This window comes from Spirosoma migulaei (assembly GCF_054776855.1).
Genome location: NZ_BAAHBG010000010.1, coordinates 204,441 through 219,279, shown reverse-complemented (window position 1 = coordinate 219,279; position 14,839 = coordinate 204,441). Strand labels below are relative to the sequence as shown.

The following is a 14,839-nucleotide window of genomic DNA, read 5'->3' as shown; positions in this document are numbered from 1 at the left end:
TACACAACGCGCTTTCGCTAAAACAAAACCTCCCGAAAGTCCAACACTTTCGGGAGGTTGACGGATAATTTCAGAACGCTTTACCAGGCAGTCCTGCTTACTTAATGGCAATCATTCGGGTGGGCGCTTCCAGAGATGGCGTTGCGAGTTTAACCGATATATCTTCTTTCTGGTCACCGGCTGTTATGCGGAAGGTGTAATTTCCATCACCAAGCTCATTCATATCAAACTGCTGGCGGAACGCATTTTGCTTGCTGTTTTTACCGCAGAGCGTTTCATTGAATAAGATATCTCCCTTTTCATTGAGTAATTGGAGGGTGATTTTATTTTCGGACTGGTACTTTTCCAGACACACCCAAAGTTTGGATGCATTGATGGATGGGAACACAACGGCGGCAAACGCTTTGTGCTGAGGAGTACCGTCGGTGGCGAAAACAGGCGTTGATGCTGAGATAGTTAACGCGAATAAGAAGGCACTGGTGAGTAATTTGAGGGACGTTTTCATTGAGTTGAACGATTTAAGTTTTGAACCTTTAGCTGTCAACCCAATGATGTTGTTAGACCCCTGCAACGCTGGTAATCTGGAGAAACGGTTTAAATAAATGATGAATGGCTGGTACTAGGGGAAATGGACAATGGATAATGAATAATGAATAATGGACAATGAATAATGAATAATGAATAATGAATAATGAATAATGAATAATGAATAATGAATAATGAATAATGAATAATGAATAATGAAAAGACTCTGATTACCATTATTCATTATCCATTGTCCATTATTCATTTATTTATTCCACAAAGTCCAGGTCCTTCCCGAATGTCTCGTCCATTCGGCTGAGCGACCAGAAGGAAAGCCCATAAACGATAACACCCAGGATTCCCGCGGCCACCAACGCGCCCAAAGAAGGCTTCAGTGCCTGAAAAAATAAGGTCATTGGAATGAGCGTTCCACGTACAACACTGGGTACCGATGTAGTAGCGGTATTGCGGAGATTGGTACCGTAGAGTTCGGCTACCATAGTCAGAAACATCGCGATATAACCTGTGCAAAAACCCAGCAATAAGCACACAGTATAAATGCCACTGGCTGTATGAATGCCACCAAACAGATAGATGCCACTAAGCAATGACCCCAGGAGCAACAGGCCGGTAATGGTTTTCAGGCGCGACTGTAACCAATGGCTGAGTGGCCCACTAAGTAAATCACCAACGGCCATGCCCACATAAATCATCATGACACAGCGGCCTGGTTTCACCACTTCCTCAATGCCCAGCGCCTGCCCTAACTCATTGGCGAACGTAGCCAGAATGCCAACCACAAACCAGGTGGGCATACCTACCGTTACGCAACGCAAGTATTTTAGAGCCTCCGGCCAACTTCTGAAAAATTGTAAAATATTCCCACGGCTAACGGTTTTATGTTCCGTCTTCATTCGGCTGAATAAGCCTGATTCAAATACACTGACGCGCAGCAGCAATAATGCTAAGCCCATACCACCCCCCACCCAGAAGGCTGTTCGCCAGTTGAAATATTCGACAGTGAGGTAGGCTACACCCGCCCCCAGATAGCCAATGCCCGCTACCATAGCTGAACCGTAACTTCGGATGGCTTTGGGCAGAGTTTCTGATACCAGTACGATGGCGGCTCCAATTTCGCCGGAGAGACCAACTCCGGCCAGAAATCGCAACAGGGCGTAAGTATTCACATCCTGCACAAATCCACAGGCAATATTCGTGAGGGAATACGTAATGATACTCCCGAACAACACCGACATACGGCCGCGCTTATCGCCCAGGGCACCCCACAAAAAACCGCCTACTACCAGCCCAGCCTGCTGGAAATTGATAATAAACGTCCCTGCTTTAGAGACTTCTTCTTCCGACAGCCCCAGCGATTGTAAACTCGGCACGCGAACGATGCTGAAGATGAGCATGTCATACACATCCACGAAAAAACCCAGCGCCGACACAATGACCGGCAGGGCGAATAATGGGCGGTACGATACGCGGGAAGGAGGAGGGGAGGTCGTTTGCATAAAGGGGAGGAGGGAGGAAGGAGGAGAGGGACGAAAGGGAGGAGGGAAAATGTACAACTTGCTTTTCTCCTTCCTCCCTTTCGTCCCTCTCCTCCTTCCTCCCCTTTTTTTATTCTTCCAGATAATTTAAATCCTTGCCGTGTGTTTCTGGAATACTCAAAATAGAATAGAAGCCGAGTAGGAAACTAATTAAACCGACAACGGCGCCAGCATTGATAATATCCAGAGACGGTTTTAGCGCCTGGTAACCCAGCGTCATGGGAATGACTAAGCCACGCACCATATTGGGTACAGTAGTGGCCGCTGTGGCACGAATATTAGTCCCGAACTGCTCGGCACCAATGGTTACGAACATAGCCCAATAGCCAATGCCAAAGCCCATAGCCAGGCAAAGACCATAAAGAATTGTGGCACTTTTTATCCCTAGATACAGGTAAACTAAACCAAAAACGAGGGCAACCACCATGAGCAGGGCAACCGCTTTTTTGCGCGATTCCAACGCCTGACTGATGAAACCACTGGCTAAATCGCCCACGGCCAGCCCAACGTAGCACCACATAATGGCTAGGCCCGGCTGAATTTCTTCGGCAATGCCCAGCGCTTTACCGAACTCATTACTAAACGTAGCCAGAATGCCAATGACGAACCAGGTGGGTAGCCCAATTCCGATGCATTTGAGGTAGCGGGAGAGCCGGTTTGCGTTGGTAAAAAAGGAAAGGAAATTGCCTCGACTAACATGTTTCTGGTCGCTTACATCTTTAAACATACCAGACTCAACTACGCCTACCCGTAACAGCAATAAACCGAAGCCTAAACCACCCCCTACAAAAAAGGCCATTTGCCAGTCGAATAATTTGACGGTAAAATAGGCCACTACGGCCCCAAAAAGGCCAATTCCCGCAACGAGGGAGGTGCCAATGGCACGCTTCTCCTTAGGCAGTACTTCGCTTACAAGAGTGATGCCCGCCCCTAACTCACCAGCCAGCCCGATACCGGCCACGAAGCGCATCAGTGCGTAGTACATTGTTGGATCCATGAACGTGACGTTCTTAACGAACCCACAGGCAATATTGGCAATGGAGTAAGTGATGATGCTGCCAAACAGCACCGATAGCCGCCCACGCTTGTCGCCAATAACTCCCCACAAAATACCGCCGAGCAGTAAACCACCCATTTGCCAGTTGATAATACTGGACCCAACAGTTGAGATTTGATCAGGTGTCAGGCCAAGATCTTTCAGACTAGGAACCCGAACAATACCGAAAAGAAGAAGGTCGTAAATATCAACGAAGTAGCCCAGAGCAGCTACAATGACCGGTAGACCAAACAGCCCGACCTGAGCCGATTGAGCCTCGCCGGACGGTTTAGATGAAACAGTAGGAATAGCCATGCGGCAAAATCAGTGATTAAGAGAGGGAAATAGTTTTGCAATTATACGAAATCAATAGACCGCTGATTTTTATGATTTTTAAGAATAGGCATGATTTTGCCAATAGTATGTGGCAAAACGGCTCACATTTGCTTTTTTTATCACGTCTACACCATACTGATCATAAAAATCAGTCGGTCCGCCGATGCGGGTCTATACTCTTTACCAATTTCTTCTGGATAAATATATCCGCGTATCGCTGACCAAGGATTCGGGCTGAACCTGTATCGAAATGCGTCGAGTCTCCTTTATCGGTCAACCCGGAGGAGAGTACGCAATACGAATTTGGGATGTGATTGGTAGCCTGTTGCAATGCTTCATTGACGATTTTTGCCTCCGGGTCCCGATCTACAACAAAATCACCCAGCGTTCCGACCACAAACGGTACATTGGGCGCATTCAGGTCGTTTCGAAACCGCTGCACCAGTTCGGTTAGTTTTTCTTCGTAGATGATGGCTCTCTCCGGGTTTGAGTCCGATTCCCCCTGGTGCCAGATAAAGCCTGCTAATTGCCCATTTTCGAGGGCTTTTTTGGCCCGACGTAACGCGTCATCATAGGGATACGACTTGGTGGGTTCATAATAAGCCCCCGGTTTCCAGACGCCAATGTTCGAGCCACCTACGGCAGAGGGGATCAGGCCAATGTTCATGTCGGGATAAGCATCGGCCAATCGTTTCGCAAAGGCGAATCCCGGCCCTACGCCAATAACGTCGGGTTTGTCAAAGTGCATCGGATCGCGGGCAGGCACCCAGGTCTGATCTTTCGCCATCATCCAGATGCGCGGATGCGTTGTCTGATCTTCGGCTTCGGGTACGCCCCGGCCTGCCATATTCGACTGGCCGATGAGTAGAAAGAGCTGTAGTCGGGGTGGGACGTCTTGCTTAAAGGCGAGTGTTAGAAACAGAATAAGACTGGTAAAATAGAGATTGACGTGGGTAGTCATGTCTGACGAGTTAGTACAGAGTGGCCTTTTCGGAACATTGCTACTGCTTGCCAAACTTAGCCATTTTTGCGACAGTTTACTAGCTAGAAAACTGTCTGTCACGCTTTTCGGGCTTGAATTGCCTTGTTGATGACCTGCATCGTAGATGCTTGCCGTTGACGCACGAAGTCCATCGCGTTCGCTACTTTTTTCTTAGCTCCGGCGTAATCCTGGTGAATATGCTGCAATTGGTTCGACCAGTCGGCGGCTGATGAGTCATCGACCTGAACAGACCAAACCCCACTAACATGAGGTTAAAGTGGTGTCACTCTCGTTCTCGCTTGGCTTTGCCGAGTGAGGACTATTGTTTTGACGGCCTCTGGCCGGTGAATAGCAAAATAGGTCAGAAACGGGCCAGAGGCCCTTGAAACAATAGCCCTCACTCGGCAAAGCCAAGCGAGAACGAACAAAAACCACGGTGTCGTTGAAGAACCTGACACCACCAAACCCCACTAACATGAGGTTAAAGTGGTGTCACATTTTTCTTCAATAACCCCATTGTTTCCCGTTGCCGTTGTTCAACGAACTTTCGTCCTTTAGCTGCTTTCGCTTTGGCCGCTTTAGGGTCTTTTGCCATAGCCAGCACCGTTGGCACATAGCGAGCTACGTCCTGTTCGTTATCCATGTCGAACAGCCAGTCGCCGAGACCGATGTCCTTCCACATAACCCCTTTACTGGTTTGCTCGGCAAAGCGGCCAACAATAGCGGGAATGCCATTGCCAATGCACATAATAGGGGAGTGCATCTCAAGCCCGAACAACCCCGCCGAACGGATGTAGGTGCTAACGGCTTCGTCGGTAATCCAGTAATGGTCTCGCCAAACGACTTTAGGTTTTACATCGTCCGGGAGTTTATCGAACAGGATTTCCTTGCCGAGTTTCACCTGCGTTTCATCTTCCGGGCAGATCAGGATTTTCAGGGATGTCTGGCGAACAATGGCGATAATGGCTTCCCGAAGTGGCGCGTTGTCGTGCTCTTTCATGGCCTCATTACGGGCGTTTCTTGTTTCGTCAAACGCTGCTTTTTTGCTCGGAATCTCCCAGTAAGGCGTGAATCGCTGCCGGGGGATCACACACATAAACTTGCCCTCTTCCAGCCCATGTTCTTTCATGAATGTTGTTGCAGCCTGGTCGTTGCGTAAATCCACGGCAAAGGCACCATCGGGACAAAACTCCATGACGGGACTGGTTACGCCATGGCTCTTTGCAAAATCCAGTGAAATCGAGTCCCTGAACAGAGCGAATCGCGCTTTACTCAGTAGCTCAACATCTACCGGGTTGGCTGTAACGACCGCTTTGGGGTCTGGACTATATACGCCTGGAAATGTGATACCATATACACCGTAAGGTTTACCCGTTTCTTTATGCCAGCGCTCCACATCTTTACGCGCCACCAGCGACGGGCCAGAACCGTGTAGTAAAAACACACATTCGTTGAGTGCCTGCGCAATCTCATCGGGGCTTTTTATAATCGGTACATGCGGAAACCGCTTTTTTAGCAGTGCCTCAACGCCATTATCGACGCTGGAGGGCCATAGGCGCACTTCCACCTCGGGCAGGTATTTTTCCAATAAAGTAAGTACACCCGGTGTATGGCCAATGTCGCCAATGTTGACCGTTTGCCAGGACGACCGGAGAATAATTGATTTTTTTGCGGTTAACCCTGCGGCTGGTTGCGCCAGGGCCGGAATGCCCATCAGCAGTCCAATCAGCGATGGCGTTTGTTTAAGGAAATCTCTTCGGTTTGTCATAAAATGAGTGGCGATTAATACCCCGGATTTTGCTTTAGATTTGGATTCGCGTCCAGGTCCGTTTGCGGAATGGGCATTAAGACATGAAACGGCTGAATGGTGGCATTTCGGGCGAAACTGTTCTCCGCTTTCACGGCGTCGAGCAACCGGCCGGTTCGGATGAGATCGTACCGACGACTATTCTCAAAGGTTAGTTCCAGACGACGTTCCAGCCAAACAGCTTCCTTAAATTGCTGATACGTCAACCCCGACAGCGCCGTCAGTCCTGCCCGCGTACGAACTTTGTTCAGCGCGGTGTAAGCGTCGGCGGTAGGACCGTTATTCGCTTCGTTTGTGGCTTCTACATACATTAGCAACACATCGGCGTAGCGCAGGATAGGAATGCTGGTTCCTTCGAGCGTCTTGGCTGTTTTGTCCCACAGCTTCTGAAACGCTACGGCTTTAGTAAAATCGGGATCGGTAATGGAGAGTGTTGTGGTAACCCCGTTGTAGACATAGGACGTCAGGAACGTTACCGCTTTGCGGGTGTCTTTATCAGAATATAAACTGAACAGACCCGGCGAAGGCCGCGCAATGCCTGAACCGGTACCCGGATAAATGGGCGAGGAACGTACGCCATAGCCTCTGCCTAAGGTGTGCCCCTTCACATCTGTCAGGTTCTGAATCTCGAAAATATTCTCTTTACCACCCCGGGCTGTCAGCGCAAACGCATCGGCGAAGTTGGCGTACAGATCATACACACCCATATCCATGACCTCTTTGGCTTTGGCCGCAGCCTGTGCCCAGTAAGGCGAGCCTGCTGTTACGCCAGCCCGGGTTAAATACACGCGAGCCAATATGCCTTTAGCGGCCCCCGAAGTAGCCCGCCCCGACTCGCTGGCCGGGTAGGTTTTTGGTAGGGCCGCTTCTGCTTCTTTTAAATCAGCTATGAGTAGCTCATACACCTTGTCGGCAGGATCGCGGGAAACCGCCAGCCCATCGAGCGAGGTGGTTTCGGTTGTCACGATGGGCACATCGCCGTAAAGCCGAACAAGATTAAAATAATGAAGTGCCCGTAAAAACCTGGCTTCGGCAATGTAGCGCGCTTTCAGGCTTTCATCCATCGAAATGCCCGGCAATCGACCAATTACGATGTTCGATCGGTTTATGCCTGAATACGCGCCAGCATAGTTCGAAATAAAGGTGTTGGATGGGGTAATGTTGTACCGCCAAAGTAACGGACGATCGGCCGATCCAGTCAGAAACGGGATAGCATCATCGCTGGTAGCTAAGTCCAAAAAGGGGTCACCGCCACCAATGGCCGAGTAGCAGGCACCCAGAGCCGCTTTTGCATCATCGGCGGTTTTGTAATAGGTAACATTCGTCAGGTTTGTAACGGGAGAGAGGTCCAGTTGCTTTTCGCAGGCCGTCAGAAAGAGCGCCACTAAGGGGACTATATACTTGAATTTCATGGCTCTTCGCAAAAGGGTTTAAAATTTTAGATTCAATCCAACCAATACCGTCTTGGCCGCTGGGTAACCGCCGTAGTCAAGCCCCTGACTCAGCGAAGAACTGCCGTAGCGATTCACCTCAGGGTCGTAGCCGGTGTACTTGGTGATGGTAATCCAGTTCTGAGCTGTTACGTAGATTTTGGCGGAAGCGATTGCTAGTCGGCTTAACAGATCTCGGGGCAGATTATACCCCACTGAGATATTTTTGACGCGCAGATACGAACCATCTTCAACCTGAAAACTGGACAGAATTCGCGAGCCACCAGCACTATTGGCGCGGGGAATGGTAGTACTCGGATTTGTTGGCGTCCAGCGATCAAGCACGCGGGCCGATTGATTATTGCCACCCGTCAGGTTCAGCAGGTCGAAACTGCCATAATTCAGAATCTGGTTGCCCGAGTTACCCTGAACGAAAATGTTCAGATCGAAGCCTTTAAACGAAAACGTATTGTTGAACCCACCAAAGAACTTCGGATTGGCATTGCCGATGATAGCCCGGTCATTGTCGTTGATGGCCCCATCGTTATTCAGGTCTTTATAGCGGATGTCGCCGGGTTTAGCGGTGGTCTTCTGAGCGGATGCGTCTACTTCAGCCTGATTCTGGAAGATCCCATCCATAACCCGACCGTAGAAATTTCCCAGCGGACTACCGACCCGCAGCAGGATTGGGTTGATGCTCGTTGCAAAAATGACCGCGTCGGTACCCGTCGTAAATTCCTGACGGCCATCCAGCGTCAGAATCTTATTCTGGTTGAAGGTGATGTTAAATTCGGATGTCCAGCGGAACCCACCTTTGTCGATGTTGATCGTATTTAAGGATAATTCAAGTCCTTTGTTCTGGACGCTGCCGATGTTTTTGAGCGTTGTCGAAAAGCCCGACGACGTAGGAACGCCTACATTGAACAGCAAATCGGAGGTGGTTTTGATATAATAATCAGCGGTGAACTGGATTCGGTTATTGAGGATTCCAACATCCAGGCCAGCATCGAATTGGGCGTTTTTCTCCCATCGCAGATCTGGATTGGCAATGGATGACGTATAAGCTCCCGAATTGAGCTGACCACCCAGAATATACGACGATGAACTGATGTTGGCCAGGTAGCGATAATTGCCAATTTCCTGATTACCAGATAGTCCATAGCTCAGCCGTAGTTTGGCATCCGAAATGGCAGGCAGGCTTTTTATCCATTTTTCGTTGGCCAGTTTCCAGGCTAGCGCACCAGAGGGAAAGAAGCCAAACTTCTCATTCGGGCCAAAGCGGCTAGACCCATCCCGCCGACCGGTCAACGTAAGCAGAAAGCGGTCATCGAAGCCATAATTAATTCGGGCCAGATAGGAAATCAGCCGCCAATCGCTGGCTCCTGAACTTGGTGCCACCAATGAAGAACCCGCCCCGAGGTTGTTGTAGAGGGCAAAATCATTCGTGAACGTATTGGCCGTAGCACCAACATTTTCGATAGCCAGACCCTGAATTGTGTAACCCAGTAAGGCGTTCAGACTATGTTTAGGCGTTAGTTGTCGCGTATAATTCAACGTATTTTCGTTGAGCCAGCCAATGCTCTGCACGTTTGTAATAGAAGCCCCTCCACCAAGACTGGACCCTGCCAGCGATAACCGGGTGGCGTAGCTATTCGTTTTGGTCGTTTGCAGGTCGGCCCCGAAGCTGGTGCGAAAAGTCAATCCGTCGATAATGGTATAATCGAGATACGAGTTTGCCAGTATACGTATCGTTGTGCCAACATTGGTGATTTCGTTTGCCACAGCCAACGGGTTATCGACACCATAACCATTGAGCGCACCGGTATTTTTGTAATAGCTTCCGTCGGCGTTGTAAACCTGGAAATTAGGCGCGTAACTGAGTGCCGAACTGGTAACACCACCACCACCGTTGCCATCTACATCGGTTTTGGCATTGTTTCCGGTTGTAAACGCTCCCTGCATGGTTAGGCCAGCTTTCAATCGAGACGTTAAGTTGTTGTCGAGATTGGCGCGTAGGGTATAGCGTTTGAAATTCGAATTGAGAACAATTCCCTGCTGATTGTAGTAGCCAAACGAAATGGCATAACGAGATTTGTCGGAACCACCCGAAGCTGCTAACTGGTGACTTTGAATAGGGGCTGCCCGAAATATCTGCGACTGCCAATCGGTGCCTTCACCTAATGAAGACGGCAGCGGTTGATCGGCCGAACTCCCGTTGAAGTAGGGTTGTGCACCGCCGTTGACGCGGGCTTCATTAACAAAATCGGCAAACTGCTGGGCATTGAGCAGGGGAATTTTCCGACGAACCGTTTGAATCCCATAATAGGCATTGTAACTAATGACCGTTTTGCCTGCTTTACCCCGCTTGGTGGTGACCAGTACCACCCCATTCGATCCCCGCGAGCCATAAATAGCCGTGGCAGATGCATCTTTTAATACGTCAATTGACTCGATGTCATCGGTATTAATGGAGTTGAGCCCGGTCGTCGGAAATCCATCGATTACGTACAGTGGATCGTTACTGGCATTGACGGAGCCTGATCCCCGAATACGAATGGTTGAACTGCCACCGGGTGCTGCTGAGTTAGATACAACCTGAACACCAGCGGCCCGCCCCTGCATGGCCCGATCCAGGGACGGAATAGGCGTAGCTTTAATATTGGTTTCACCAACTTTGGCAACAGCACCAGTCAGGTCTGATTTTTTGACGGTACCATACCCAACAACGACGACTTCGTTCAAGGATTTGTTATCCGGAAGTAATTGAATGTCCAGGGTTGTTCGATTGCCCACCATTGCCTCCTGGCTGGTATACCCCACAAAGCTGAAAACCAGGGTGGTTCCGGCATTCGGGACGCTTAGTTGATAGCGCCCGTCGGTATCCGTATTGGTGCCCCTGATGGCTCCTTTAATTACAACATTGACGCCAGGCAAGCCTTCACCGTTTTCGCCGGTTACGCGCCCACTAACCCGAACATCAGCACTTATTGGCGTAGTTGCTGCTGGATTTAAGGGCTGAATTGTTGACATGCCGACTTCTGCTGATTGGGTTAAACCGGCTTCCGGCTGGCCGTTGCTGCTGGATTGAGCGTTGTCTTTAGCTGGTGTTTTAATGATGTAATAGGCCTGTTCGTTGAGTTTTTTAGCCGTCAGACCGTAGGGTTTCAGCAGGCTTTGCAGTTGTTTCTCTACTTTGCCCGATCGGAGCCGTGCATCTGCCGGAACGGTAATTCCCTGCACAGTTGTTTCTTCGAACAAAATACTGACCTGATGCTGGCGGCTCAAATCGGTAAGTACTTCTTTTAATTTCTGGCCCTCTGCCGGGTGTGCCTGAGCCATGCGGGATGCTTTACTTTGTTGGCGAGCCAGCACCACAGATTGCGCCAGTGCCAGTTGCTGGCCCAGTAAACCGAGCAAGACCAGCCCCATTTTGGGTAAACGTAAACGCGACATGTTTAGTAAGGTTGTTTAGGAGTACTTAATTCAATGTGATGGCGGGTCTTCACAATGTTCAGGTTGAGGAGCTCGGACAGGATCTGTAACAGATCATCCGCTTTCTCTGCCTTGAAATTGCCCGCAATACGTCGTTGGGAGAGGAGGGAATCCGTAACGACCACTTTCACCCCGAAGCGTTCCTGAATTTGTTGCGCCACTTCGGCCAGGGATGTATTGTCGAAGTAAAACCAGTGCTCTTTCCAGGCTAAATAGGGCCGGGCGGGCGCGGATTGAGTGAGCTTGTAGCGTCCCGAGTTGGCAATCGTTACCACATTACCGGGCTTCATGTAGAGTTGTTGCCCCTGCGGGAGACCTAACTTGACTTTCCCCTTGTTGAGGAAGACCCGTTTACCCCGTTCCCGAGCGTAAACAACGAATTCGGTTCCCAGTACTTCTATCTGAAAGTTGCCGGGTGTTCGCACAATAAAGCGCTGATTATTGGCCGTATGCGTTACGGTAAACTCACCCTCACCTTCCAGAAACACATCGCGGGTATCGCTCCCAAATCCGAAGCGGGGTACACGCAGAGTGGAGTTGGCATTGAGTACAACCGATGTGCCATCGGAGAGTTGAACGGTCGAGGTTTGTCCGTAGGCGGTCTGGTAGGACGTATAAAGTAGTTGTGCACGGAACAGAAACCCACCTAGCAAGCTTACCAGCAGCACAGAAGCCGCAATACGCAAACCCAGCCAGTGTTTTGTCCAGAACGACGGTGTATTTTTTATGATTTTGGGCTGAAGCGTGCGGGGATTCGTATCCTCCAGAACGGGAAGGAAGGCATCCAGCGCTTTGTCAGCGTCTACGGCGAACTGCGGGCGTTGACTTTCCCATTCATCGAGGTATTGATAGTAGGTTTCCTGGTTAGCTTCATCAGCCAGCCAGGCTTCAATGTATTTTCGTTGGATAGCCGTGGCTTTCCCGTCAAAAAAATCAAAGACAATGGTTTTTGTAAGCGACGGTTTCATAGCTGATTGATGATTTGTCGGTTAGACAAGTTGCGTACGCGTTACCTCACATACTACATAGGCAGCGCCAGTTGCCAGCCACAAAACCAGCGTAATAAACCAGTCTGCTTTCAGTTCCTGCCGTAGTTTACCCAGGGCTCTGATGAGCAGTTTCTCAACGCCACTGGTGCTGATTTGCAAGTCCTGGGCTATTTCAGTGTATTTCCTGCCTTCAATTCGGCTGAGTAGAAAAGCGCGCTGGCATTGGGGAGGTAGATTCTGAATAACCGATTCAATTTTCTGATGGAGTTCACTATAGTGCAGCACCTGATCGGGTTGTAGTGATGCGGGCATGGATTGGTTATCGGCCAGGTCTAACGAATCGGACTTGTGGAGTTCCCAGCGCAGGTAATTGTAAGCCCGGTGGCGAACCGCTTTGTACAGATAGGCCCGATATGAGGTAGTAATCTGGTCAAACGTACGATCCTGCCAGAAGACAGTGAACACTTCGGCCACTAAATCTTCGGCTACTTCTTTTGAATAAACAAAGCGAACGGCATGATTGACCAGATTTGTATAATAGCGTCTGAACAATAGTGCGCAGCCTTGCCGGGCGTCCTGTATGAACAGTTGCCTTAACAGTAATTCATCATCCGTCACTTTGGTTACGGGCTCGGGTTGATGGTTTGCTGATGGTCGGGCCGGGTTATCGGTATTGGGTTGCTCGTTAAATAACGGTACTGGCTGCATACAAACGTCCGTTAAGCGGGTAGTACTTAACATAGACAAGTTTGGACTTTAATACCTCACTGTAGTTGAACTATTTTTTTGAAAATTATCATAGAACTGAGGAGTTGGCCCGATTGCCCAAGGAGGGAAAGTTACTAATGAGAATAGCTGGTGAAATACACTTAATTTCGTGCTGCATCCTTAGTTCAATATCAACCTTTATTGTAGTTAATGTGCGCTTTTGGTTACAAGTATGATCATTGACTACCTGGTTTAACTTTCTGGCCAATCTGACAGTTTAGCGTAAACGTTCGCGAAACTCAATCCTCTATAGTTTAATGAAGTTATCAAAGGCTTATTTTCCTGTATCCAACAATTCATCTATACCCGAGGGGCGCAAGTTTTATCCTCAGTATTTTATCGCAATTTGTGTTGTTTACTTGATCCTTGCGAGTGCACTTGCCCTTGAGGCCCGGTACGGTATTTTGGATGAAGATTTCCACCTGATAGCTAGTAGGGCCTTTGCTAACGCTGGCGTTAACCTGACAAGCCTATACAAGCATATACCCCCCACGGGCGTGGCCAGTCATATCTGGTTTGCTTTATGGATGAGGTTATTTCCTGGGATCGATTTTATCGGGCTTAGACTTATTACCTGTGCCACTCTTCTGCTAGTGGCCGGATTTACATACGTGCATATCAAGACGTTGTCTGTCGCTAGGCAGCAAAAGATTCTGGCCGCGAGCTGGTTTATGCTTGTTTGCCCTTATTTTTTCTTAAGTGTCTCTACAATCGAAACCGAAGGACCCTCGCTTATATTTTTGTTTGTCGGCTTGCTTCTTCTGTCAATTTCGCGATTTCAACGCCTATTGCCTTTTTTTCTAGGTTGCCTATTGCTGGGCATCACTACGATTGCCCGCTTTTACTATATTCCTCTCTTGCCTGTCGTATTTATCGTTTTGGTACTGACCGATTGGGAGTACTATGTACAGTATGGATTGAAAGACGTGCTGGTCAAACGAGGGCTACTGTATATGGCCATAGGCATTAGTCTGCTTCCCTTGGTAGGGTTGATTTTGCTCTGGGGAGGCTTAACGCCCCCCGCTTTCCATCAGTGGTCGAAGTTGCGTTCGGGTGTTAGTTTCAATGCATTGCGCCCTTTTACAGCCTTCGCTTTGACAGGTATATACCTTACGCCAATTGTGTTGGTCAATGCACACTGGCAGTCGAAAGCGCTCATTCGTACGGTACTTATTGGGGTATTGGCCGCGCTGCTCCTAACTTTATTTCGAGTCAATTTCTTTCACGATTCGTCTTCTGTTGATGATGTATTTAGTGGCCCTATTGAGCATGGTTTGGCCTGGATAGAAGCAAGAGGTGAGCTGGCTCTCAAGCTAGCTCTGTTTGTTGTTTACAGTCTGAGTTTTATCAGTCTTGGAATCATTATTGAGCAGATAAGCACGTATATACGCGCAAAGGATTATACAGATAAAGGACTGGTATTCTCAATCGTTTTTGTCCTGTTCTTTATCGTTTCCCAGGCGTTTGTTGGGGGTAATCATCCATTTTTTGAGCGTTATCTTATTCAACCCTGGCCCTTTATTGGGTATATATTAGTACAACTATTCCCTGGGTTTCTGAATGGCCGAACCTACCTGATTCTGATAGCTTATACCATTTTATCTGTGCTGATTTTGGTTAAATAAGGGGTAACCCGAAATCTCAGAGACTATCTGAAACCCCTAACTGCCCTGAAAGGGACTTTGTCTAAGTATAGGCAAATCCCCCTTCAGGGCAGTTAGGGGTTTTACGGCTAACTAGGAATTGATTTTCAGGTAATTTCTCAGCAAATCACTTATCTTTTTATAGGCAATAAGTTCATTTTTAGCAATAAATATGTATCTAAAAATGATTATTAATGTATTTTTTGATTTATATGGTAACTTGAATTGACAATAGATAGGGAAATGTATTTACTTTTGTGGCGCTTTTGGTAAAA

11 protein-coding genes are annotated in these 14,839 nt (G+C 48.7%); 1 reads left to right on the top strand and 10 read right to left on the bottom strand.

Features of this window, described 5'->3' with window-relative positions:
• Positions 1-97: 97 nt before the first annotated feature.
• The 10 genes from ACYVGO_RS11505 to ACYVGO_RS11460 form a co-directional block, all read right to left on the bottom strand.
• Positions 98-505, bottom strand: a complete 408-nt coding sequence (locus tag ACYVGO_RS11505; RefSeq protein WP_460969383.1) for a hypothetical protein — start codon at positions 503-505, stop codon at positions 98-100.
• Between the two features lie 289 nt (positions 506-794).
• Entirely contained in the window at positions 795-2,042 is a 1,248-nt protein-coding gene (locus ACYVGO_RS11500) for an MFS transporter (RefSeq protein WP_460969382.1), read from the bottom strand.
• Positions 2,043-2,151: 109 nt separating this feature from the next.
• Positions 2,152-3,432, bottom strand: coding sequence for an MFS transporter (locus ACYVGO_RS11495; protein ID WP_142771437.1), 1,281 nt, complete (start codon positions 3,430-3,432; stop codon positions 2,152-2,154).
• Positions 3,433-3,601: 169 nt separating this feature from the next.
• Positions 3,602-4,414 carry a sialate O-acetylesterase gene (locus ACYVGO_RS11490; protein WP_460969381.1) on the bottom strand — a complete coding sequence of 271 codons (813 nt, stop codon included), beginning with the start codon at positions 4,412-4,414 and terminating at the stop codon, positions 3,602-3,604.
• A 98-nt stretch (positions 4,415-4,512) separates the two neighbouring features.
• Positions 4,513-4,641 carry a hypothetical protein gene (locus ACYVGO_RS11485; RefSeq protein ID WP_256366032.1) on the bottom strand — a complete coding sequence of 43 codons (129 nt, stop codon included), beginning with the start codon at positions 4,639-4,641 and terminating at the stop codon, positions 4,513-4,515.
• A gap of 275 nt (positions 4,642-4,916) precedes the next feature.
• Complete coding sequence (locus ACYVGO_RS11480) at positions 4,917-6,203, bottom strand: polysaccharide pyruvyl transferase family protein (protein ID WP_460969380.1); 1,287 nt, start codon at positions 6,201-6,203, stop codon at positions 4,917-4,919.
• Between the two features lie 14 nt (positions 6,204-6,217).
• Positions 6,218-7,654, bottom strand: a complete 1,437-nt coding sequence (locus ACYVGO_RS11475; protein ID WP_460969379.1) for a RagB/SusD family nutrient uptake outer membrane protein — start codon at positions 7,652-7,654, stop codon at positions 6,218-6,220.
• An 18-nt stretch (positions 7,655-7,672) separates the two neighbouring features.
• Positions 7,673-11,125 carry a SusC/RagA family TonB-linked outer membrane protein gene (locus tag ACYVGO_RS11470; protein ID WP_460969378.1) on the bottom strand — a complete coding sequence of 1,151 codons (3,453 nt, stop codon included), beginning with the start codon at positions 11,123-11,125 and terminating at the stop codon, positions 7,673-7,675.
• Between the two features lie 2 nt (positions 11,126-11,127).
• Positions 11,128-12,132 (bottom strand): FecR domain-containing protein, encoded by a 1,005-nt coding sequence (locus ACYVGO_RS11465; protein ID WP_460969377.1) that lies wholly within the window; start codon positions 12,130-12,132, stop codon positions 11,128-11,130.
• A 21-nt stretch (positions 12,133-12,153) separates the two neighbouring features.
• Positions 12,154-12,861, bottom strand: a complete 708-nt coding sequence (locus ACYVGO_RS11460) for an RNA polymerase sigma-70 factor (protein WP_460969376.1) — start codon at positions 12,859-12,861, stop codon at positions 12,154-12,156.
• A gap of 848 nt (positions 12,862-13,709) precedes the next feature.
• Here ACYVGO_RS11460 and ACYVGO_RS11455 point away from each other — a divergent pair.
• Positions 13,710-14,546: a hypothetical protein gene (locus tag ACYVGO_RS11455; protein ID WP_460969375.1), complete on the top strand. Its 837-nt coding sequence runs from the start codon at positions 13,710-13,712 to the stop codon at positions 14,544-14,546.
• The last annotated feature ends 293 nt before the right edge of the window (positions 14,547-14,839 follow it).

Bases quoted from the DNA above. Each gene is read 5' to 3' on its own strand.
- ACYVGO_RS11505 (WP_460969383.1), bottom strand. From the start codon at position 505: ATGAAAACGTCCCTCAAATTACTCACCAGTGCCTTCTTATTCGCGTTA.
- ACYVGO_RS11500 (WP_460969382.1), bottom strand. From the start codon at position 2,042: ATGCAAACGACCTCCCCTCCTCCTTCCCGCGTATCGTACCGCCCATTA.
- ACYVGO_RS11495 (WP_142771437.1), bottom strand. From the start codon at position 3,432: ATGGCTATTCCTACTGTTTCATCTAAACCGTCCGGCGAGGCTCAATCG.
- ACYVGO_RS11490 (WP_460969381.1), bottom strand. From the start codon at position 4,414: ATGACTACCCACGTCAATCTCTATTTTACCAGTCTTATTCTGTTTCTA.
- ACYVGO_RS11480 (WP_460969380.1), bottom strand. From the start codon at position 6,203: ATGACAAACCGAAGAGATTTCCTTAAACAAACGCCATCGCTGATTGGA.
- ACYVGO_RS11475 (WP_460969379.1), bottom strand. From the start codon at position 7,654: ATGAAATTCAAGTATATAGTCCCCTTAGTGGCGCTCTTTCTGACGGCC.
- ACYVGO_RS11470 (WP_460969378.1), bottom strand. From the start codon at position 11,125: ATGTCGCGTTTACGTTTACCCAAAATGGGGCTGGTCTTGCTCGGTTTA.
- ACYVGO_RS11465 (WP_460969377.1), bottom strand. From the start codon at position 12,132: ATGAAACCGTCGCTTACAAAAACCATTGTCTTTGATTTTTTTGACGGG.
- ACYVGO_RS11460 (WP_460969376.1), bottom strand. From the start codon at position 12,861: ATGCAGCCAGTACCGTTATTTAACGAGCAACCCAATACCGATAACCCG.